At 50.3% G+C, this 22,264-nt stretch carries 19 protein-coding genes; 11 read left to right on the forward strand and 8 right to left on the reverse strand.

The window, feature by feature from the left end; translation table 11 throughout:
* The first annotated feature begins 345 nt into the window (after positions 1-345).
* Positions 346-1,986 (forward strand): methionine--tRNA ligase, encoded by a 1,641-nt coding sequence (gene metG / locus ACPV3A_RS17465; protein ID WP_426200463.1) that lies wholly within the window; start codon positions 346-348, stop codon positions 1,984-1,986.
* 1,078 nt (positions 1,987-3,064) lie between these two features.
* Here metG and ACPV3A_RS17470 read toward each other — a convergent pair.
* Positions 3,065-3,919, reverse strand: a complete 855-nt coding sequence (locus ACPV3A_RS17470) for an alpha/beta fold hydrolase (protein WP_426200464.1) — start codon at positions 3,917-3,919, stop codon at positions 3,065-3,067.
* Between the two features lie 353 nt (positions 3,920-4,272).
* On the reverse strand, positions 4,273-5,391 hold the full coding sequence (locus tag ACPV3A_RS17475) for an ATP-binding protein (RefSeq protein WP_194540430.1): 1,119 nt from the start codon (positions 5,389-5,391) through the stop codon (positions 4,273-4,275).
* A 165-nt stretch (positions 5,392-5,556) separates the two neighbouring features.
* Here ACPV3A_RS17475 and ACPV3A_RS17480 point away from each other — a divergent pair, with 165 nt between their 5' ends.
* Positions 5,557-6,510 (forward strand): GNAT family N-acetyltransferase, encoded by a 954-nt coding sequence (locus ACPV3A_RS17480; RefSeq protein WP_339295296.1) that lies wholly within the window; start codon positions 5,557-5,559, stop codon positions 6,508-6,510.
* A 192-nt stretch (positions 6,511-6,702) separates the two neighbouring features.
* On the opposite strand, the gene ACPV3A_RS17485 is transcribed toward ACPV3A_RS17480, so the two are convergent.
* Together ACPV3A_RS17485 and ACPV3A_RS17490 are read right to left on the reverse strand one after the other, a co-directional pair.
* Positions 6,703-7,761, reverse strand: a complete 1,059-nt coding sequence (locus ACPV3A_RS17485; RefSeq protein WP_339295297.1) for a hypothetical protein — start codon at positions 7,759-7,761, stop codon at positions 6,703-6,705.
* Between the two features lie 310 nt (positions 7,762-8,071).
* Entirely contained in the window at positions 8,072-8,836 is a 765-nt protein-coding gene (locus ACPV3A_RS17490; RefSeq protein WP_426200476.1) for a DeoR/GlpR family DNA-binding transcription regulator, read from the reverse strand.
* A 252-nt stretch (positions 8,837-9,088) separates the two neighbouring features.
* Here ACPV3A_RS17490 and ACPV3A_RS17495 point away from each other — a divergent pair, with 252 nt between their 5' ends.
* The 5 genes from ACPV3A_RS17495 to phnX all read left to right on the forward strand — a co-directional run bounded on the left by ACPV3A_RS17495 (position 9,089) and on the right by phnX (position 14,639).
* The gene (locus ACPV3A_RS17495; RefSeq protein WP_426200465.1) at positions 9,089-9,841 is read left to right on the forward strand and encodes an ABC transporter ATP-binding protein; all 753 of its coding nucleotides are present in this window, start codon (positions 9,089-9,091) and stop codon (positions 9,839-9,841) included.
* Positions 9,834-11,450, forward strand: a complete 1,617-nt coding sequence (locus ACPV3A_RS17500; protein WP_426200466.1) for an ABC transporter permease subunit — start codon at positions 9,834-9,836, stop codon at positions 11,448-11,450. The genes ACPV3A_RS17495 and ACPV3A_RS17500 overlap by 8 nt, the downstream gene beginning before the upstream one ends.
* Before the next feature lie 261 nt (positions 11,451-11,711).
* A complete protein-coding gene (locus ACPV3A_RS17505; protein ID WP_426200467.1) occupies positions 11,712-12,707 on the forward strand; it encodes an extracellular solute-binding protein in 996 nt (331 codons plus the stop codon).
* A gap of 22 nt (positions 12,708-12,729) precedes the next feature.
* Positions 12,730-13,824 carry a 2-aminoethylphosphonate--pyruvate transaminase gene (gene phnW / locus ACPV3A_RS17510; protein WP_426200468.1) on the forward strand — a complete coding sequence of 365 codons (1,095 nt, stop codon included), beginning with the start codon at positions 12,730-12,732 and terminating at the stop codon, positions 13,822-13,824.
* The gene (gene phnX, locus ACPV3A_RS17515) at positions 13,821-14,639 is read left to right on the forward strand and encodes a phosphonoacetaldehyde hydrolase (protein WP_426200469.1); all 819 of its coding nucleotides are present in this window, start codon (positions 13,821-13,823) and stop codon (positions 14,637-14,639) included. Before phnW ends, phnX begins: the two co-directional genes overlap by 4 nt.
* 224 nt (positions 14,640-14,863) lie before the next feature.
* Here phnX and ACPV3A_RS17520 read toward each other — a convergent pair whose 3' ends face one another.
* Positions 14,864-15,691, reverse strand: a complete 828-nt coding sequence (locus ACPV3A_RS17520; RefSeq protein ID WP_426200470.1) for an alpha/beta fold hydrolase — start codon at positions 15,689-15,691, stop codon at positions 14,864-14,866.
* Positions 15,692-15,837: 146 nt separating this feature from the next.
* Here ACPV3A_RS17520 and ACPV3A_RS17525 point away from each other — a divergent pair, with 146 nt between their 5' ends.
* The gene (locus ACPV3A_RS17525) at positions 15,838-16,311 is read left to right on the forward strand and encodes an Lrp/AsnC family transcriptional regulator (RefSeq protein ID WP_426200471.1); all 474 of its coding nucleotides are present in this window, start codon (positions 15,838-15,840) and stop codon (positions 16,309-16,311) included.
* Positions 16,312-16,453: 142 nt separating this feature from the next.
* Here the strand turns inward: ACPV3A_RS17525 and ACPV3A_RS17530 are convergent, their stop codons facing one another.
* Complete coding sequence (locus tag ACPV3A_RS17530) at positions 16,454-17,401, reverse strand: alpha/beta hydrolase (protein ID WP_426200472.1); 948 nt, start codon at positions 17,399-17,401, stop codon at positions 16,454-16,456.
* A gap of 213 nt (positions 17,402-17,614) precedes the next feature.
* On the opposite strand from ACPV3A_RS17530, the gene ACPV3A_RS17535 reads away from it, so the two are divergent.
* On the forward strand, positions 17,615-18,058 hold the full coding sequence (locus tag ACPV3A_RS17535) for a DUF3888 domain-containing protein (RefSeq protein ID WP_339220984.1): 444 nt from the start codon (positions 17,615-17,617) through the stop codon (positions 18,056-18,058).
* Positions 18,059-18,202: 144 nt separating this feature from the next.
* Here the strand turns inward: ACPV3A_RS17535 and ACPV3A_RS17540 are convergent, their stop codons facing one another.
* Entirely contained in the window at positions 18,203-19,951 is a 1,749-nt protein-coding gene (locus ACPV3A_RS17540) for a M28 family peptidase (RefSeq protein ID WP_426200473.1), read from the reverse strand.
* 168 nt (positions 19,952-20,119) lie between these two features.
* A complete protein-coding gene (locus tag ACPV3A_RS17545; RefSeq protein ID WP_339220987.1) occupies positions 20,120-20,881 on the reverse strand; it encodes a kanamycin nucleotidyltransferase C-terminal domain-containing protein in 762 nt (253 codons plus the stop codon).
* An 80-nt stretch (positions 20,882-20,961) separates the two neighbouring features.
* On the opposite strand from ACPV3A_RS17545, the gene ACPV3A_RS17550 reads away from it, so the two are divergent.
* Positions 20,962-21,153: a hypothetical protein gene (locus ACPV3A_RS17550; protein ID WP_426200474.1), complete on the forward strand. Its 192-nt coding sequence runs from the start codon at positions 20,962-20,964 to the stop codon at positions 21,151-21,153.
* A 215-nt stretch (positions 21,154-21,368) separates the two neighbouring features.
* The gene (locus ACPV3A_RS17555) at positions 21,369-22,082 is read left to right on the forward strand and encodes an SAM-dependent methyltransferase (RefSeq protein WP_426200475.1); all 714 of its coding nucleotides are present in this window, start codon (positions 21,369-21,371) and stop codon (positions 22,080-22,082) included.
* Positions 22,083-22,264 lie beyond the last annotated feature (182 nt).

A 22,264-nucleotide genomic window follows, 5' to 3' on the forward strand; every position in this document is an offset into this window, starting at 1 on the left:
ATGATTTCCAGTAACTTGAATACCGTTAAACAAAAGCAATGAAGAGAAAGAGTGCCTTGGCGACGTCTTTGAACAGAGAGCCCCGGCCGGTGAAAAGGGGTAAGGAATGAACCAGGGGAATATGGTCTCTGAGCTGTGCACCGAAACCCTGTAAGGGTTGTAGGCTGTGCCGGATCCCGCACCCGTTAACGTGCTAGGGTATACACGCGATATATGGCGTCGTACCCGAAGAGGTGAATGCCGCAAGGCATGAATGAAATTGGGTGGTACCACGTGAGCGGCAAGCTCTCGTCCCTTTTGGGATGAGGGCTTTTTTTGTTGTCTAAAAAAAGGAGGAAGATTGACATGGCGAACATTTTTATCGGCGGTGCCTGGCCTTACGCTAACGGGTCCTTACACTTGGGGAGACTTGCAAGCCTCTTGCCCGGCGACGTATTGGCACGTTATTTCCGCGCGAAAGGCGTTCAAGTCCTGTACGTATCCGGTAGTGATTGTCATGGAACGCCTGTGGCGGTTCAAGCCATTCAGGAGGGTGTGGCTCCCGGGGATATTGCGGATCGGTACCATAGGGAGTTTGTGGATTGCTTCGAACGGCTGGGTTTCTCCTACGATTTGTACACGCGAACCGATCAGGCGTTTCATCACGCGGTGGTGCAGGAGTTGTTTCTGAAGCTGCTGGACAACGGACATCTGTATCGTAAAATCGTGCTGCAAACGTATTGCGAAACCGATCGACGGTTTCTGCCGGACCGCTATGTGGAAGGAGACTGCCCCGTATGCGGCAGCAGGGCCCGTGGCGATCAGTGCGACGCCTGCTCCACGATACTTGATCCGTCCGACCTGACGAACAGGACCTGCAAAATTTGCGGAAACCCTCCGGAGGAGCGTCCTACCGAGCATTTTTACGTATCGCTGTCGCATTTTCAGGGGGAGCTGACCAATGACCTGAATAACGCTCAAGGCTGGCGGGACAATGCGGTGCAACTGACCCGCAGATATCTGGAGGAGGGCCTTCAGGATCGGGCGGCTACAAGGGATCTGACGTGGGGCGTAGATGTGCCTGTTCCGGGATTTGAGGATAAGAAAATCTACGTTTGGATCGAAGCGGTAAGCGGCTATTTATCCGCCAGCAAGCAGTGGGCCGCAGAGACGGGCGGCGATTGGGAATCCTTTTGGCTCAAGGGGAGGGATGAGATTACGGCTTATTATGTTCATGGGAAGGATAATATCCCGTTTCATACGCTGATCTGGCCAGCGCTGCTGAAGGGTGCCGATGATCTGCATTCGCCGGACCGAATCATATCTTGCGAGTATATGACGCTGGAAGGGAGGAAGTTCTCGACCAGTCGGAATTGGGCGATATGGGTGCCGGATGTGCTAAGCCGTTACCAGCCGGACTCCATTCGTTACTTCCTCATTGCGAACGGACCCGAGAAGCGGGATACCGACTTCTCCTGGAGGGAGTTCATTCACAGTCACAATGGCGAACTGCTTGGAGCATTTGGGAATTTCGTCAACCGTACTTTGGTGTTTGTGAACAAATCGTTTGAGGGGAAAGTGCCTGAGGGCTGCATATCCGAAGAGTGGCAGAATAGAGTTGAGGCACTGTATCGCGAGGCCGGGGCGCTTATTGAGGGTGGGCGACTGAAGGAAGCGTTGGAACTGATTTTTAGCACCGTGCGCCTGGCAAACAAATATTTTGATGAACGGAAGCCGTGGATTCAGGTCAAGGAGGATCATGAAGCGTGCGGGACAACGCTGTTCATTTGTGTTCAGATCATAGCCAATTTGGCGAATCTACTGCAGCCGTTCATTCCGTTCTCTTGCGATAGGATACGGGACTTTCTCTCGCTGGAGCCGCCTGTGTGGAAGTGGTGCCAGGTTCCGGCGGGCAGGCCGATTCATGACGTAGAGCTATTGTTCGAGCGGATCGATACCAGCCGTATTGAGGAGGAGACGCGCAGGCTGGGGGAGCTGTCCCACTAATGATAGGGCTCTTCGTTTCTCAAACCCCAAAAGGCGAGTCGATGGAGTTGAGAGGGCGCGAGAAGCTATTGTCGTTATGATGCAAATCGTACGATACCCTGCGAGGTAAAATAGGAGCTGCATCAAGGGATCTAGGGATCTGGAGACAAGGAATCTGGGTATCAAGGTATGAAGAGTTAAGGATAGGATCGAGGTAAGGTATCAAGATACCGGGAGTGAGGATTAAGTAATTAAGGATGGAGAATCGGGAATTGAAAATTGAGGAATCAAGTAATTAAGGTATCGAGAGCTGAGGATTGAGGATCGAGGGATCGGTAACCGAGGATTCAGTAATTAAGTAATTAAGTAATTAATGTATCGGTAACCGAGAATCGAGGAATTGAGTAATTAATGTATCGAGAGTTGAGGATTGAGGAATCAAAGTATCAAGGCACCGAGAGCGAGAATCGAGAATTAGGAAATTAAGGTATCAAGGTAACGAGAGTCGAAGTAAGGCATCGAGGGGCGACGTCTCAAGGACTCAATGCATCTAGGTTTTTTGATGGGGCTGGTTTGTGTTTTAAAGGACAGCCGTTCCGCTATTTCTATGTTTTTGGCCATTTCGTAGTGGTTTGAGGACATGAGATCCGCTATTCGCAAAATATTCCGGGATTTTTCCGTGAATGTGTTACATTAACGGATCCAGTGTCCGTTTCTTGAACTCAAAATAGCTCAATATCAGCAAATAACGGATCCTGTGTCCGCATGTTCTCAAAAACAGCGCTCAATATCAGTGAATTATGGATCCTGTGTCCGCATGATCAAAAACGATCGAATATCCGCAAATAGCGGATATTATGCCCGCATGAACACAAAAACAGCCCAAGATATCAGCCAATAGCGCCTCCCATGTCCGTCTGGACTCAAAAAGGCGCGGTTCTCAGCGAAAAGAGCACCCATCCGCACACTGCAGTCGAAGCTGTATGAAGCGAGAGTTTCAAGAGTTTACCGACTGAAACGTGCAAATAGATGTAAGAGGAGCCCCCAGAGCTGAAGGCTCCTCTTCATTACAGTAACGCATACGTTGTATCTTCACGGGTTAGTTGTCCGTTTCATGAATCCAATCCGTCAATAGGGCGTTAAACAGATCGGGCTCTTCAAACATCGGATTATGGCCGCTTTTTTCAAAAATGACCTTCTTCACGTTAGCTTGCGAGCCGTTAATCGCATCCCAAAGCGATACGGGGCTAACGAAATAGTCGTACCGTCCAAGACCAATGAGGACGGGCTTGGCAACCTCTTTCAGCGAATCGATCAGATTGAGCCGCGCGAAGGCTTCTCCCCATAAATGATCGATGACGGGCATGTTGGTGAAGACGCCTTCCCACATCCAGGCCGCGTCATAGGCATAATCATAGAAGCTGTGCGCTCCCATTCGGATGCACATATGAGCAAACCGCCGTTCAGGCTCCCTCTGGATATCACCCTCCAGCAGGGCGATATCCGCTTCAAACTGCCGTTTCCGCTCAGGACACGCCGTCTCATTGAAAAAAGCAAAGCTCTGCTGCTGCCGCTCCGGGCTGTTGGTCGGGGCGGTGTTCAGCAGGACTACCTTCCGGACGTGTTCCGGGTATTTTTTGGCATACTCCAGCGCCATGAAGGCGTGCCCCGAATGCCCCAATATAATAAAATCCTCCAGTTCCAGCGTTTGTCTTGCCGCTTCGATATCATCCAGAACCTTATCCAGTGTGTATTCTTCCGGCTCCAGTGTCCGAGGGGGCTTAACAAAGCCTCGATGGTCCAGGAAAATCAGTTGAAATGAAGTGTAGAGTTGTTCCGAAAACAAGCGGGGGTAGTAAATACTGCTTCCCACCACCAAAATGGGCCTGCCATTTCCACGAATGGAAACATTCAATGCAAATCCTTCGCTCATTACCGTACTCTGTATGTTCATGTTTATCGTCCTCGTTTCATTTTTTAAATTAAACGCACCATCCCCTTTCCTGTTCAGATTCCATTACATTCTCCATAGAACGTTCCAACATTCTATCTCACCTCGATTAGCGTTCGTTCAAGCTCAGTATAGCACCAGACATGCGCTCGGTCGACAGCCATTCAAGCATGCCCCGGACCACACATAGCGTCTCTACATCCGGACCGGTATTCGTTCCAGGACCGTTGGTTCAGCCACGGTTTGCATAGGGAGCAGTACCCTCGATGCGGCATCTGCGCGTATCGCTGCTGTAAAAAACGCTGCTGTAAAAAGCATGGTGCAAAGGCTTCGAACTACCTATTCTCCAGCTCCCCTTATTCAGCCGTATTGCGGATCGTCAGGGTGATTCCAGGATAATCCGCGGCAATTGCGCTCTTACGCTCGATGATGCGGTTAATATCAAAGGCAGAGCTGAATAATTCGGGCTCAGGCTTGAATGTCACGCTGGTGCCCGTCTCTTGAGTCATGCCGACAATCAGAAGCCCGGTCTGCGGAATGCCGTGCCTGTACTCCTGCCGGTATATGCTACCGTCACGGCGAATTTCCACGGTCAGATGCTTGGAGAGAGCATTGACTACTGCGATGCTGATGCCCTTCTCCGCGCCGGGGGCCAGAAAGTGTGCGCTGGTGTTCAATCGGTGGACATCGGTTAGTACCGATTGTACGACTGGGATGTTGGAATTCGGAAGGGCCTGCACGGGAATGCCTCTCCCGTTATCGGTAACCGTCACGCTGCCATCCTCATGCAGGTAAATGCCAATCTGATCGCCATACCCACTCGTGTGCTCCAATATGGAATTTTCCACGACGGCCCAGAGCAGCTGATGAATATCGAAGCCGTGCGAAGTCCCAAAATACATCCCTGCATTGTTGCGGGTTTCGGTCATCTCCAGGTAATCGCTTGTATCGAGCAGATCGCCAGCAGCAGAGAGCAGCAGTAGGAACGGCAGGCTCCGATGCTTAGGAAGAGCGTACTTTCCGCCTTGCTCCTGTACAAGGAGATCCGCGCCGAGCAGCGCCTTGAGATGGTGATACAGCTGACCCGTCGTTCCCATATTCAAACGTTCTACCAGCTCGGTGCCGGATAGGGGCTCTGCCATGACGGCCTTTAAAATATCCAGGCGCTGCTTGTTGCCCAGTGCTGCGAGGATTTTGGCGGCCTTCTCGGTGTTCATGTCCAGCAATTGATCCATTCGCCGTTCCTGCGGCTCCCAGCGGATGTTTTGTCCATTCAGGTGCACTTGTCCGGAGTAGAAGACGGAGCCGTCCTCGGAGGCTGCTTTATATATCGTAGGTGTTGGCGAGATTTCTTGGCGGTGTTGGTTTGATGCGGAACCAGGTTTGCGTTCCATAAGGGCTTGATAGACAAGCTGCTGCAGTTCCGTCATTTGATTCTTTAAGACATCCATCTCATAAACCAGATCACGTGTCATGGGGAATCATCAACCTCGCTTTATCATTGTTATGTTATTACGTAATTATTATATTGCGTAATTAAAACGTTGTAAACCCATAATAAGGAAAACGGTGCATGGTTAAGCGATTTGTTCGTTTATAGTTGTTTTTTATCTATTTTTATCATTCAGGGTCGTCTTACAATGAACGCAAAGGCTGGTGACATTCATTTGGGTGAAAGAATCATTCGGAATTTTAGGCAGGGCGATATGCCTCTGCTGGGGGAGCTGTATCAGGCAGTATCCGCAGCGGATGCGTTGTTTTGGTGGGTAGGTGACCAGGAGAATTGGGGCAATGTGTTCTGTGCTATTGAAGACGGGAAGATGGTGGCCAAGGGACAGGTGGGCATTATTAACGTGATCCCGCCGGGATGTGCGCCTAATTGCAAGCATCACATTTATGTGAATCTCAAGGCTGTACCTCAGCGGGAGCGGGATTATGATCTTCTAGGTGAAATGTATAAGATGCTCTATGAACATGCCCTTGTGTTAAAGAGGACGCTGCCGAAGATGTACGGGACGTATTTGTGCGTGGGCAATTATGTTCATGAGATCGCCAATAATGCTTTTTTTACTGAGGAAATCGGATTTCAGCCGCTGGAGAAGCTGTATACCATGAAGCGGTCACTTGAGGAGCCTTTACAAGCCTTGCCGTTAGATGATCGCTATCGCTATCGACTGTGGAAGATGGTGTCTGCGGAAGAGGAAGAGATGTATCTAAAGCTCGAGGCCGAGGTTTGGCCGGAAGCGCCGCTGGGGCTTGAACGCTTACGGGAATATAAAGAGCATCCCGGCTGGACTGCGATGAATGTCCTGGAAGGGGACATGATTATAGGCAGTACCATGGCATGGCTGGAAGAGGGGAACGTCGGCGTGATTGAAGATGTGTTTGTGAGAGAGCCGTGGAGACAACGGGGAATCGCCAAACATCTGCTCTACCGTGCCATGTCCTATCTTCAGGCTCAGGGATCCACCTCAGTAAAACTTGAAGTGAAGGCAGCCAATGAAACGGCGTTGTTACTCTATCAGTCGGTTGGCTTTGTCAAAGATCAAGAGGAGCACCGATTTTATCTGCCTTTGCAGGAGGAAGGCCGCTAATAGGTCATACGACGGCCATGCGTGCGTCAAGCATGTAGGACGGTCATCCAAGCATGTTGGTTGACAGCCATGTGAAGCATCCCTCCCGTGCACTTATCGTACGCACAGGGTGTCATACGCACGATGGGATATAACAAAAACCACGCACGGATCAATCCTGGCGTGGTTTTTGTTATATGAAATTTAGAAGAGTTATGAGGTCGATTCCCGCTCGCCTGTTACATTCGGATTGGCATCCAAGATGCTTTCCGTGACGCTCCAAAGTTTCGGCAGGAAATGGAGAACCTCGTCTGCCCGCTGCAGCAGGTCATCGGTGGAGGTTATGCCGAGATCCGCAAGGATCGCATCAAAAGCAGGGATATACTGCTCCTGAAACTCAGGAGTCCCGTCGACCTCCAATATGTTGTGGCAGCGAGCGAAGGTAGCCACCATCCAGAAGACGGCTTCCCTATGGCTTCCGTTTAGGATCAGCTCGCGGCTGCCGTCAATGGCAATGGCTCTTGCATCCGGCGTAATGTCACTGCTGAAGAAGAAAGGGGTCTTCGCAATCGCAGACGCGGCATCGAAGGTTCGGGCCAATCCATTGAGATGAATCATGGCTTGTTCGGCTCTCATGTCTTTACAGCCCAAAAGTCGTAACAGCTCCTCATATACCTCCTCTTGGTTATACTCCTTGAGCACATCGCGAACCGCTGCATAGCGGAGCCTGACCGTAGGGTTTCGAAGAGCGGCGACCAGGAGCATATGGGTAGTTACGCCGGTAGGGAACAGCCAGGAGGTAACCTGGCGATGCCAAGGGCCAGAAGGATCTATGGATCGGAGTCCGGTTATGATTCGTTCGCGCACGTTCTCACAGCGGCGGGTAACCCATATCCGGTCGGAAAAACGACGTGAAACCTCCGTCTGCAGCTTGCGCAGCTGCCCAGTCGGATCGGACATCAGGGTGTCTACACGAAAGCTGCCGGCAAGATGATAGGACGTTAATACCTGCTCGGGCGAGGCGAGGTCTCGCCAGGACAGATAGGTGGCTTCGATCAAAGCGTCCTGGTAGATAAATTTTCCCAGCTTAAGAGGGGGCTCCGCATCCTGGGTAACGATAACGATGTCAATATCCGAGGACGGGTCCATCTCCGCCTCATCCGGCTTTCCGACTGTGGAGCCGCTAAAATAGGCACCCATGTATCCAGGCTCCCTGCTGGCATGCTGCAAGACCCAGTCCGTTGCCGCAGCGCGTGCTGATCCAACGTTCATAATCAGTTTCCTCCTCTACCTGCATGGTGTCGCAGAAAATAACAAAAATATCCTGTTTCCCATTCATTAATCATTATATGGACTTCCCTTCTAATGTACAACCGCTTACAAAAGGGGGGCGTCATGCACATAATAAAGAGATGGTGATGCATGGGGGGAAGAAGATAACCCGTATGGATGCAGGATACTGGAAAAGGCTCGGTACATATAAGCTGGCATCGGTCTTCGCCAGTGTGAACTAAAAAACGGACATTCCAATACTCGCTGACGTTCGGCGATCGGTAATGTCCGTTTTTTGGCGTGCTCTATTCTATTCATCCGCAATGACTAGCGTTGTATTGGTTTTTTTGAATTTTGGGATGAAGCTTGCATGGACGTTCGCATCGGTCACGATCGTATCAATCTTGTCGAGCGATGCGATGGAAATGGTGACGTCTTTGCCGAACTTGGTGCTGTCCGCCATGACAACCACCTCTTTGGACAGCTCGATCATTTTTTTGCGCGTAATGGCTTCTTCCAGATTGTAGTCGGAAATGCCTTTTTCGATGGTAATGCCGCTGCAGCAGATAAACGCCTTCAACACATTCAGCTCATGAAAGTTGAAAATGTATTCATACGCGACGACGGATTGTTCCTCCCGCCGGATTTTGCCGCCGATCATAATCAGTTCCACATCGCTGTCCATCAGCTCAATCGCAACCGGTAGCGAATTCGTAACCACCGTCAGCTTCTTCTTATGCTTCACGTATTTGGCCATCTGATACGTAGTCGAGCCGCTGTCGATATAGATGCAATCGCCGTCATGGACGAATTCGCCGCATTTGCGGGCAATCCGGTCCTTCTCTTCCAACTGGCTGACCATGCGCTCGTCCATGGAGGATTCGCCGAACCGGGACTCGACGAGCTTAACCCCGCCATATATTTTCTCGATCCGCCCCTGCTTGGTCAAGGTGTTCAAATCCCGGCGCAGCGTATCCACCGAGACGTTCAGCTCTTCCGTTAGCTCCGTGATCTTCAGCACTTTTCGAATCGTAAGCAGCTCAAGTATTTTCTTTTGCCTCTCCAGTGGAAACATTCGCTCACCCATTCAATCCGCATTAGTAGTTGGTGCCTGCATTCATGTCTAGTTTACCGATTCGCTCGGCCATGTTCAATAGAAATACCTATATTATTCGTAAGTTAGGCAACTAACGTGGATGAATATGGTCAATAGTTGGTCTTAATTTATGAATGATATATGCATAATTTACTTACATTTAACAGTTCTCATGATTCTTGTTTACATATGGTTTCTATACTGAGGATGTGTTTAAGGGAGGTGAGCCGTTTGCTGAAGCTAGAGCATATTAGCAAACAATTCGACGATAAAGTGGTTTTGGATGACATCAACGTAGAAATCGGTTCGGGCGAGATCGTGTCACTGCTCGGTCCGAGCGGCAGCGGAAAGACCACATTACTGAATATTATTTTGGGACTCACCCGGATGGATCAGGGAAAAATCGTGTTCCAAGATCAAAATCTGAGCAACGTGCCGATGAGAAAGCGGGGGTTTAATATCGTTTTTCAGGACTATGCCTTATTCCCCAATCTGAATGCCTACGACAATATCGTATACGGCCTGCGCAACAAGAAGGGGAGCGTGAGTCAGCAGGAGGTACAGGAATATATCGAGTTTCTGGAGCTTCAGCCTCACTTAAACAAGCGGATCGGCGAATTGTCGGGGGGGCAGAAGCAGAGAGTGGCCCTGGCCAGAACGCTGGTTACGAAACCGAAGATTCTGCTGCTCGATGAGCCGCTCAGCGCGCTGGACGGCGTGATCAAGGAGTCGATCAAGCAGCGGATTCAATCGATTGCCAGAGAATTCAAACTGACCACGATCATTGTGACGCATGACCCGGAGGAGGCGCTGACGCTTTCGGACAAAATCCTGATTATCCATCAGGGACAGATTGCCCAATTCGGCACACCCCAGGAGATTGTCCATCATCCGAGCAATGATTTTGTGAAGCAGTTTATTATCAAGCAGTTGCACATCAAAAGGCAGAACATCTACAACCTGTTCGGTGAGCAGTATGCATAACGTGAAACCGGAAATGCGGATTATCTTTACCGTCATCCTGTTATTGTTCGCCGTGTTTCTGTTCTTGCCGCTGCTCATCCTGCTCATCCGTTCCTTCGAATCCGATCAGGGGTTTACCCTCGGGCATTATGTATCCATAGGGTCGAATCGGGAATTCATCACAGCGATTGGTAACAGTTTGAAGATATCGGGCATCACGGCGGTGATCACAACCGTCCTGGGGTTTATACTCGCGTATTCCATTCATTGCACCAAAATATACCGGCCTGTTAAAGGCCTGCTGAAAACGGTCATCATCATCCCCATGCTGCTCCCGACCATTACATATGGGTTCGCCATTATGTATTCGTTCGGTAATCAGGGATTGATCACCCGGCTTGCCGGGCGTAATTTGTTTGAAATCTACGGATGGAACGGACTGCTCATAGGCTACGTCATTTACACGCTGCCACCAGTATTCCTGCTGATCCATAACGCGTTTAAGTATATTGATAAAAAGTTCATCATCGTCTCCAAGTTAATGGGTGACGGTACGATGAGGAGTTTCCTGAATACGATTTTGCGCCCCCTCGCCGGAGCGCTTGGCGGAGCCTTTGTGCTTTCTTTTATCCTAAGCTTTACGGATTTTGGCATTCCGGCTTCGGTTGGCGGTACCTATCCGGTCGTGGCAACGCAGCTGTATCAGGTGATGCTGGGCTCCATTCCGGACTTCAACCAAGGCGCTGTCATTGCGGTGATCATGCTGATCCCCGCTGTGTTCGGCATCTGGCTGTTGAACTACCTGGAAAAGTGGAATTTCCACTATGACAAGCTGTCGGATATCGAGCTGCCGCGGCAGCGCATTCGGGATATCGCCTTCGGCATAATGTCATCGGTCATCGTGCTTGGCATGCTATCGGTTTTTGTCGTGATGTTCATTGCGCCATGGCTGAGCAGCTACCCCTATGACCTGACGTTTACGCTTAAGCATGTACGGGACGTCTTACAATCGGGTGATTTGACGGGGGTATACCGCAATTCGCTCTGGGTGGGCTTGCTGACGGCTTTGTTTGGCACCTTGATGGCCTACGGATCAGCGCTGCTGAATGTGCGTACGCCGTTAAAAGCCCGATCCACGGTGGATATGGTATCGATGATCACGAATACAGTGCCCGGCATGGTGCTGGGGATATCCTACCTGCTCTTCTTTAATGGAAGCAGCCTGAAGGGAACCTTCATCATTATCGTTCTGTGCAATATCGTTCATTTCTTTACGACGCCGTATCTGATGGCCAAGAACTCCTTGTCCAAGATGAATCCCTCATGGGAAACCACGGGAGAACTGCTGGGGGACAGCTGGTTCAAGACCGTTTATCGGGTGATTCTGCCAAACTCGGCTTCAACCGTCATTGAGATGTTCAGCTACTATTTCATCAACGCTATGGTGACGATCAGCGGCATTATCTTTCTTGTATCTGCCCAGACGTCGCTTGTAGCCAGCAAAATCAAAGAGCTGCAGCATTTCGCCAAGTTTAATGAGATTTTCGTGCTGTCGATGCTGATCTTCTTCACGAATCTGATCATCAAGCTGGTTTGCGACGCATGGCAGAGGAGAACGGCGCAGCGCTAAAGCCGCCATTACGTTCATGTCCGCTGCGATGCCGGATCTGCGGCTGGCAAAAAACATACTCGAACACCGAGCGGAGAGGACGAATCGTATTGGAGAAGCGTATGCGTTCGCCTTTGTCTGCGGGTTTCTACAGTGGATTCATTCTAATCAGAGAAATCTGAAGACAACAGCGATCGGAGGTACGATACGGTATCGCAGCGGACATCAAGCACTGAACCTGTTTTTTTAATACCAATACAAATTCAAGGAGTGGAGTTAATCATGATGAAGACGCTTAAGGGAATGCTGCTGTCATTGATCGCAATCAGTATGGTGTTTGCTTTGGCTGCTTGCGGAAGCGGAAGCGCGGGGGAAGCAAAGAAGGTGGTCATCTACACCAACGGGGATGAAGAGGCCGTCGCCGCTATGGAAACATCGTTGAAGAATGCCGGTTACGAAGGGCAGTATCTCGTGCAATCCATGGGTACATCCGAACTTGGCGGGAAACTGATGGCTGAGGGGAACAAAATTGAGGCGGATCTCGTCACGATGAGCTCGTACTTTATCGAAAGCTCACAGACCAAGCATTCCATGTTTAAGGATTTGGCTTTTGACGCAGGCGCTGTCGGAACTTATCCGAAATATTACACACCGATTCTGGCGAATACCGGCGCCATCTTCGTGAATACGCAGGTGCTGAAAGACAAAGGTTTGCCGATACCGACCTCCATCACGGACCTGACCAAACCCGAATTCAGCGGACTCGTATCGATTCCGAACATTATGGATTCCTCCACCGGTTGGCTGCTGGTTCAGGCGATTATTAACCAATACGGCGAAAATGCGGGACGCCAAGTGCTCCATGATCTGATTGCCAATGTGGGACCGCATCTGGAGAGCTCGGGCTCGGGTCCGATCAAAAAAGTACAGGCTGGAGAAGTGGCTGCGGGCTTCGGACTCCGCCATCAGGCGGTAGCGGCCAAAGCTGACGGTGCACCGATTGATTACGTGGATCCGGTCGAAGGAAACTTCTCGCTCACCGAGTCGGTTGCGGTGGTGGACAAGAAGAATGCCACGACGGATTTAGCGATGAAAATGGCAGAGACCATTGTGAAGGATGCCAGAAAAGACCTGATCGTGAACTATCCGGTGGCCCTGTACGAAGGGGAGACCGTGGATGAAGTCAACAAACCTGCATACTCGATGACCTTTGAGAAGCCGCTGACCGTAGAGCTGCTAGAAGAGCACCAGCAATTCTTCAACGGATCCAAAGAATAAGCCAGCATAGGAGCGATGTGAAATGAATACCTACAAGCTTTTGACCCCAGGACCTTTGACGACAACCAAGACGGTGAAAGAGGAGATGCTCTTTGACCGCTGTACCTGGGATGATGAGTATAAATCGATTACGCAAAAAATCAGATCACAGCTCCTGGCACTTGCCGGGGCGGATCAAGAGCGGTACACCGCCGTGTTGATGCAGGGAAGCGGCACCTTTGCCGTCGAAGCCGTCATGACGTCAACCATCTCTAAAGATGATAAAGTGCTGATCGTAACGAACGGCGCTTATGGTGAGCGGATCGTGAAAATGGCGGAGTATATCGGACTGAATTATGTGGAGTACAGAGTGAATTACGACGAACATCCAAGCGAGGATGAACTGCGAGCCATACTGCACAAGGATGCGCGTATTACGCATATCGCGATGGTACATTGCGAGACGACAACCGGGATTCTGAATCCGTTGGAGATGGTTTCGTTGTTGTCCAGAGAATACGGCAAAACCCTCGTAATCGATGCGATGAGCAGTTTTGGCGGAATGGAAATCGATGTTCAGGGTCTTGGCATCGACTACCTGATCAGCAGTGCGAATAAATGCATCCAGGGCGTTCCGGGGTTTGGCTTCGTCATCGCCAAGCTGGACAAGCTTGCAGCCTGCGAAGGGATTGCACGCAGCTTGGCGCTCGATCTGTATGATCAGTGGAAAGGCATGGATCAGGACGGAAAATGGCGATATACTTCGCCGACCCATGTTGTGGCCGCCTTCTCCAAAGCGTTGGATGAGCTGAACGAAGAAGGCGGTGTATCGGCGAGATTCAGCCGTTACCGGAATAACAATCGCCTGCTGCGGGAGAGATTGGCGCAAATCGGTATCCAGGCTTACATTACCGATGACAAGCAATCCCCGATCATCACCACGTTCTTATGCCCGAGTGAAGGGTTTAGCTTCGAGCATTTTTACGCTTATATTAAAGAAAGAGGCTATGTGATATATCCCGGCAAGCTGACCGACGTGGATACCTTCCGCATTGGGAATATCGGAGAAATCTATGAGCAGGATATCGAACAGTTATGTCATATTATCGAAGAATATATGGGGGTGACGGCACAATGAGCCGAATCGAAGGCGTTATATTGGACTGGGCCGGAACGGCTGTGGATTTTGGATGCTTTGCACCGGTGAACGTGTTCGTCGATATTTTTAAGAATGCGGGCATTGAAGTGACGATGGATGAGGCGAGAGCGCCGATGGGGATGCTGAAGATCGATCATATTCGTGCCATGCTGTCCATGCCGAGAGTGTCGGCGCTGTGGGAAGCGAAGTACGGAAGAGCCTTCGATGAGCAGGACGTAGAGCGGCTGTACGCGGAATTCGAGCCGGCCTTGATGGCATCCTTATCCGAGTACACGGACCCGATCCCGGGTGTCATCGAAACGGTTGAAGTTTTAAAGAGTCAAGGCTTGAAGATCGGTTCTACGACAGGCTATACAAGCAGCATGATGGAGGTCGTGGTCGCCAATGCCCGGCAAAAGGGCTACAGCCCGGATGTCTATTTCACGCCGGATGACACGAATTCCCAAGGAAGGCCTTATCCTTACATGATTTATCGGAATATGGAGTCTCTCCGTTTATCGGCATCCTGGAAAGTCGTTAAGGTAGGGGATACCGTCTCGGACGTGAAAGAAGGCGTGAACGCAGGCGTATGGTCGGTTGGCGTTATCATCGGCAGTTCGGAAATGGGCCTGAGTGCAGAAGAGTTCCATGCCCTGTCAGAATCAGACCGGGAAGCCGCGATTTTGAAAACCGAACAGACGTTTATCCGTAGCGGTGCCGATTTTACGCTTCGGACGATGAACGAGCTGGCGGAATTAATCGAGAGAATTAACGGTATGCTGGCTGAGGGGAAAAGACCGGGGCTTCAGCGCTAGGAAGCCATTGAGGCCTATCGATATGCCGGTAAAGCATTGCGGGAACATATAACCCGAGAGCTGAAGGAAAGGGAACGGTGCTATAGGTTACCCCTCACCTCGCTAAAAAAGAGCAGTCCACATGGACTGCTTTCGCCCCAGTAATGATAGAAGAACCAAGTATATACGATCCCATACTTGGTTCTTTGTGATATCCACGTATACCCACCTCGTAATTCACTTTATTATTTCGACTGCAAAAACTCCAGCACAGTACTCAGGAACTCGGATTGATATTCCACATTCGTTAAGTGTACGGATGGGAACAAGACGAACGTGGAATTCGGCACCGTTTTAGCGATCAATTCACCGTGGCTCGGAAGCGTCACGGTATCATACTGCCCGCTAATGACGAGTGTTGGGCTGCTGATCAGGGAAGCCGTCCGGCGCATATCCATATCACGGATAGCAGCCCAGCTTCCTGCGATTCCATGTGGGCGAGTCGTCAGCACCATCTCCCGAAAAGAAGCAACGATCGCGTTTTCTGACTCCACCATATGTGAGGGAAACCAGTTCTTAATGAATGTATCGGCGAACTCGGGAAGGTTCTCAGGTTGCAGCACAGATGTGATTAAACCTTGCCATTGCTCAGCCGGTCCCAGATAGGAGGACGTATTGCTTAGGACGAGCCGGTCGATCCGCTCCGGAGCGTGGATCGCAAGCCATTGTGCGACCGCACCGCCTAACGATAGCCCAAGGAAATGCACGCGGTCAATGTGAAGCGAGTCAAGCAGCTCGATGACATCCCGTCCCAGTCGGTCGAACGAATAGGGAACCTCAGGTGTATCCGATTCGCCATGTCCCCGATAGTCGTAGCGAAGCACGAGGAAATGCTCTGAAAGATCAGCTATTTGGCCGTCCCACATGTGTATTGTGGTTGCAATTGAGTTCGCCAGCATCAGTACCGGTTTACCGGCTGGACCATCCATTCGATAAGCAATTCTAACTCCATCAATGGTCGTGAAAAAGTTTAACCCATTTATCATTGTGCTCTCATGTAATTTCGTAGTCATATTCTCCATCTCCCTTGTCGGATTATAATGAAATTATATTTGAATTATTTTACAATCGAAATGGAGTTATAAAGGAGTTTGGGGTCAAAAAACTTAATAATTACGTTGCTTACGCCATTAACTTTAAAAAATGAGGTGCATGGATTATGGATCACATAGACAATAAAATCTTATCGATCCTTCACGAAAATGCTCGAATTACGATCTCCGAGATGAGCCGATTAATCGTGATGTCCCAGCCAGCCGTGACAGAACGGCTTCGGAAGCTGGAGGAGCAGGGAGTTATAACGGGGTATCGTGCAGTGCTTGCCCCATCGAAACTCGGCAAGTATACCACTGCGTTCGTACTGTTTAAATCGAATAACTGCAGGGAGTTCGAGGCATACGCAGAGTCGGCTCCGGAGATCGTCGATTTCTACAGGACGAGCGGAGAGTACAATTATTTATTGAAGGTCGTCACCGCAACGAGTGAAAGCTTGGAAACCTTCCTTGAAACGTGCAACACGTTTGGCCATTCATCGACGCTTGTCGTTCTGTCCACACGATTCGAGGATAAAAGTCTGGTCTCAAGCCAGGATGCATCGAACACCATTCCACGCATTAATCCGCCGGATATTTGAGCTGCATCGTTGGAGCAGCAAGATCTCTAGAAATAGAGCAAGAATTACCAAGTAAATGATATTTCCGGCACTGCTTGTACACTATCGCCTAACACAATTCCGCTAAAAAAGAGCAATCCACATGGACTGCTCTTTTTTCCTCTTATTGCACATACGCACCAATAAACTCCGTCACTTCGCGGTCATATCCCTCGGGATCGAACTGGCGCGCCATGCCGTGGCCTGCTTCGGGAACGATGAACAGCTTCTTTTGCTCCGGACCATTCTCGTACAGCTCATACACCATCTCGGTAGGTACGAACAAATCGCCGCCGCCGTGAATGAACAGCGTTGGTGTTTTGGATTTCTTCACCTGCTCGAGTGCGGATGCTTCGCCGAAGGAGTATCCGGCGCGGATCTTGGTCAACAGGCTCGTGGATTGAACCAGTGGGAAGGAGGGCAGCTTATACATGCGCTTCAGCTGATATTTCAGCTCATCCGTGACCGAGGTATATCCGCAGTCCTCAACAATGGCTTTTACCTGGGGAGGAAGCTCTTCGCCACTGGTCATCATGACCGTTGCACCGCCCATGGATACTCCATGAAGGACAACTTGCGAGCTTTCACCCGTATGCTCGATGACTTGATCGATCCATTTCAGATAATCCTTGCGCTCCGGCCAGCCGAAGCCGATGTAATCGCCTTCGCTTCGTCCATGACCTCGCGCATCGGGCAGAAGCACGTTGTAACCCAGGTCCTTATGGTACATTTGGGCGAATCCGCTCATCTGCTCCGAATGCCCGGAGTAGCCATGAGCAATGATGACGGTTTTATCCGTCGATACCTCGGCAGGTAAATAGTAAGCATGCAGCTTCAGACCGTCGTCTGAAGTAAGGTTCCATTCCTCGAAGCTCTGCTGGGCCCACCAATCCTTGCTGTCCGCAAAGGGATTGTCGATATTCGAATTGGCTTCCAGCTCCGGGTTGCCGTTCAGAAAGCCCTTGTCGGCGCGGGCAATAGCGACGTTATAGAAGTAGAAGCTTGCTCCGACAATAATGAGAACTAGAAATGAGATGATTGCTGCTGACATGATCATAATCCTTTTTTTCATGTTGATGGTTATCCTCCCCGTATCCATGGGACAAGCACGATGAATGTGATAAGGAAGGCATAGTCGATACGATATCATTCCTTCCACCTATCATATCGCACGTCCCCTGATTAATCTATATCGCGGATCACGTTCGTTTCATGGGTGTTACATCAATTCTATCGGTTGGGGTAGCCTAAAGATAAAGAGCTAGAGCAGGAGGCGAGGGAGAATATGAACAAACGCTTCATCAGCCTAATTCTTGCCGTCGTTATGGTTATGGGTTTAACGCTGCCGTCCTATGCCGAGGAGACCTATTCTTCACCGAAGAAGGATAGTGCGCAGCTGCAATATCAGGATATGCTGATGCTATTTCTGCTTCCTCATATCGATGAGGCGGTTCGCGGGCATTATATCCACACGTTGAAGGAGCAGCCGCTGGTTTATCCATACTTTGTGGATGTGACCGAAGTGAAGAGGGTGAATGGATTCCGCGGTTTTCATTTCATCATTACGCTTGAGGCCAATCCAACGGTTGGTCCCCATATTTCGGTTGGAAAGGATCGGCTTGTGTTTGAAGTGGCTCCGACGATTCCCGGCGGTATGGTCAAGCTGGTGGAATACAAACATTTGAAGACATATGAACTACCTCCGCATTGGCAAAATATCGTGAAGTAACGGCGGCGGAATCGATCCAATGTCAAAAAACAAGCAAACGCGGTTCGCGCGTTTGCTTGTTTGGCATGGAGATCATGGTGCGTTTATCGGGTCTCACACCCTCAAGCATTGAAGCAGCAGGTAGGGTACCTGGCGAGGTAATGCTTACCAGTTCTCATAAACCGGTCGATCCGGTCCCGGTTCGGCCTGGATCCAGCCGATGGCGAGCAGAACGATGATGGCGATGAAGGCAGCTGGCAGTACCCATTTCCAGGCAGATGCGAGCATTCGCACAGCAGGGGACATTAGGGCAAGAATCAGCCCGATCAGCACCACGCTGAACAGGTGAATCCCTGGCGGCAGCATAAGGAACACAATATGAAAGACCGAAGTGAACATCAGAACAGGGACCAGGGACGTTCCCAGTACGACCGCCGGATGGTTTAAGGATTCGATCGGGTCCCGGGTAAATGCCGCCCATGTCAGTGCCGCGTAATGGACCAGCAGCGGAATCGCAAATAAATAGCTTGCGCCCGGCAGGAACCCGGTTGAGCCGACAAGCAGCAGCAGGAACAGGAGTGAGCCTCCCAGCAGCATCTCCATTTCATTCACTTTCCGCACGATCCAGCGGGTGAGCGCAACATGAACGATGAAGGTTACCAGGATGAAGCTGACACTGTACAGAAGCGAATCATAGGTTGCCCCTGTGGGCTGCGTCATTTTGCCGGCCCACAACGTATCAACCAGCGACCACAGGCCAAAGCTTAGCGCTGCCGAGAGCACGATGGCCGCAATCGGGGTTAGCAGGCCGAGCAAACTTCCCTTGAGGGAGAGTCTGGAGATACGGGCAAACAATACTGCGAAAGCCATCCATACCGCCGCGAACACCACGGTGATCGGGATCGCCCATTTTGCAGGGTAATGAACCAGCAGGCCAAATAGATTGAAATAAATACGGTTGTCTGTTGAAGCCAGGTCAGTCAAATCAAGATTGCCAAAATGCTTTGCCACGGCCAGCGCATTCTCGCCGTGATGCTGCATGGTTTCAAGGGAGACGTTCTCCGTGTTGTCCATCGGGGTATGATAAGCGACCCACCCATCGCCATAGGCAAAGTTTAGTCCCGGGAGACCATGCTCAAGCGCCACCGTCAAATCGGTATCGTTCGGCAGTTGTTTGTAGAGGTCCACCAAGAGCGAGTTGCTGACAGGATTGGATACGGCTTGTGCGTATTCTTCAATGATCCGACTATTGCTGTCGCTGGTCTGAAACATGAAGGAGGAACCCTTCGATCCCCGGGCTTCAAAATTCGCAATCATGCCAACCTCAAGGTGCTGCGGGTCACGGAAGAACACTTCCGCCCCCAGTAGGCCCTTCTCTTCCCCGTCTGTCAGCAGAATCCATATGTCATTCTGCGGCGGAGGTCCGGCTTGGATCGCTCTTGCCGTCTCCAGCAACGAAGCTACGCTTACCGAAGCATCATTGGCTCCGGGTCCGGTAGAGACCGAGTCATAATGGGACATAAGCAGGAGCGGTTTGCCCGATCCGGTGCCCTTAATGACACCCAGAATGTTCGTAAGCTGAATGTCGGCGTCGATGTACTTGGTTGTCAGTCGGCCATTAAATTCTTGAACGTCCGGGTTCAAGCCGAGCTGCTTCATCTGTTCCACCAAGTAAGCTCTGACTTCCGCATTGGCAGGCGAACCCATCGGATGGGGTTCTTGTGCGATGCGCTCGACATGCGCCATCGCGCGTTCGGCAGAGAACTCGGTTGCGGGCGCATCGATATTTCTGGCTTCTGGCGGCTTCTCGAACCACAGCATGAGGGAGATAACGAGTATGACGGTGAGGATGGTTGTAAGCGGCAGCCAATAAGGAGGTCTGTAATCCGGCGGTCTACTCAATTGAATTTGCATGATAAGTACTCACTTCCTTTTTATGATCATTCAGGCGTTTCGTAAAGCGATCTTTCATCGTATGTAAGAAAGCGGCTCTTACACAGCGTAGTTCCAGAATATGACATGTGTCAATATAAGATTGAGAATGATCAGCATTCCATGCATAACACAAAGCAAGAGCCTCCATCAGAATGGAAGCTCTTTTGATTTATATTCAATGTTCATTTTTTCATACCATGCGTTCAGACCGGTCCAGAGCTGTTCGCAAAGCTCATACACATGATCGATCTGGAGAAGCTGACCCCGCATCACCAATTGTGCCAGCTCATCGTATCCCGAAGGCCTGGATTTCAGGGACAGTGATTCCTCCAATGTCTTGGCTCTTGTATTGTAAAACGTTCGGTTGGCAAGTCCAATCAGCTTGGCCGTCTGCCAGGTCAGGTCCTTGGCTCCAAGCGGGAGGTAGCCTAAGTTACCGGATTGGACGTTGTTTCGTATTTTGCCCATCGTTTCGTAGGGTTCCCAGATCATGAATTCCCGCATCGTTTCTTTGATGGCTTCGTCTGAAACCTGGAGGGGCAGCTTCCGAATCTCAGCAAGCAGGTTCGCCGGATCGTAGATTTCCTGTAGATGGACATAAGCGCCCGCTGTAATCGCCCATGAGTCGTCCACCGACGCTGCATCCTTGAATATGTCCTGCTTTTGTTCCATTCCGATTTCGATTTTGAAAGGGGGGTATATGAATTCATATCCGGGCAGGGAGACTCCGTCCTGTGTAACAACTTGAAGTTCAATGTCCGAGTAAGGACCATCAATCCCTTGTGCAATCGAACCGTACAAGCCAATGGCCAAAATGTTATCGCCGTGCAACTGAAGCAGTCGGTCTTTGATTTGATGAATGATGTTCATTTTCTCTTCTCTAGTCGTAGCAGCAGGATAAGGCAGCATAAGGAAATCCCCTCCGAAGAAAGTTAGTTATCTATATTATAGTATAAATAGAACGGTTGTATTAGGGGGGTGACGGGTTTATGAAGTTTAGGAGAGTTCTAGCCTGGTTCGTCTTGGTGATAGTGATTGGTTGTTCTGGTTTGAGCAAGATAGCTGTGCCTGAGGACCTGCTCGCGGAGGGGGAAGATGAATTACGAATTCATTATTTCCATGAAGATGCCCATGCCGCGAATGAGCTGGATGAGCAAGCCCGGATTAGGCCGAAACTTTAGGACTTAGAAGATTTTCGTTTTTTGTAGTGGTGAACCACAAAAAAATTGCCTTGAAAACAGCTGACTTGAATGATGTTGTAGACTTTCTAAAGAAGAACAGGTAGAGATCGTAAAATCCTTATCCCCTCATTCCATCTTATGGTAATATATCCTTGCGGAGGTGGGGAAGTAGCCATTGGACCCGCTCCCGCAATAAATAGCTGAGGTGAGTAGAGATGAGTAGAGCTGAGCAGAGTCAAGGCAAGACCAAGCAGGAACTGGACCGAGTTGTATTCATTGGCCGCACGTTTGAAGAGTACACGCATATGTTTGATTTGGAAATGTCGGACCTAGCCGGCAAAAGCGTATTGGATTGCCCTTCCGGTGCGTGTTCGTTCACCGCTCACGGTGCGAAGCGTGGTCTCGATATAACGGCCAGTGATATTGCCTATGACCACAAGCCGGATGACCTGGAGGCCAAGGGGCTGCAGGATATCGGGCATGCGATGGAAACGATGGAGCAGGCGAAGAGAAATTATGTCTGGGACTATTATGGAGATGTGGTGGGGCTTCGTCAGCATCGCCAGCAAGCGCTCCGTGATTGCGTTCAGGATATGAGGGAGTTTCCGGATCGCTACGTCGCCGCGGTACTGCCAGAGCTGCCTTTTGATAACAATCAGTTTCATCTGGTGCTGTCCGCCCATTTTCTGTTTATGTACAGTGACCGATTGGATTATGACTTTCATGTCCAGACGATTCGGGAGCTGCTGCGTGTTGCCTCGGAAGAGGTGCGCATCTTTCCGTTAACCGATTTGTCGGGGGAGCGCTACGCTCATTTGGAGCGCCTGATTCATGAGCTAGAGGCAGACGGTTTTCGGGTGGCGGAAGTTAAAGTGCCTTATGAGTTTATGAAGAACGGCAATTCGCTGCTAAGCATTCGTAAGTTCTAGAAGAATGAAGGTAAGATGTGGGGAGCCGGCAATATGGTATTATCCCCTTTTAGTAGACAAGAGAAAAAAGACATCTGTTAAGATGGACTTAATCTTGCCTAACGAAGGGGATTTTTTCATGGCTAAAAAAGGACAAGCTTACCGACGGTACTCCTTGGAATTAAAATTGGAGGCGGCCCGGC

The sequence above is a fragment of the Paenibacillus sp. Dod16 genome, assembly GCF_049893405.1.
Taxonomy (GTDB): domain Bacteria; phylum Bacillota; class Bacilli; order Paenibacillales; family Paenibacillaceae; genus Paenibacillus_AQ.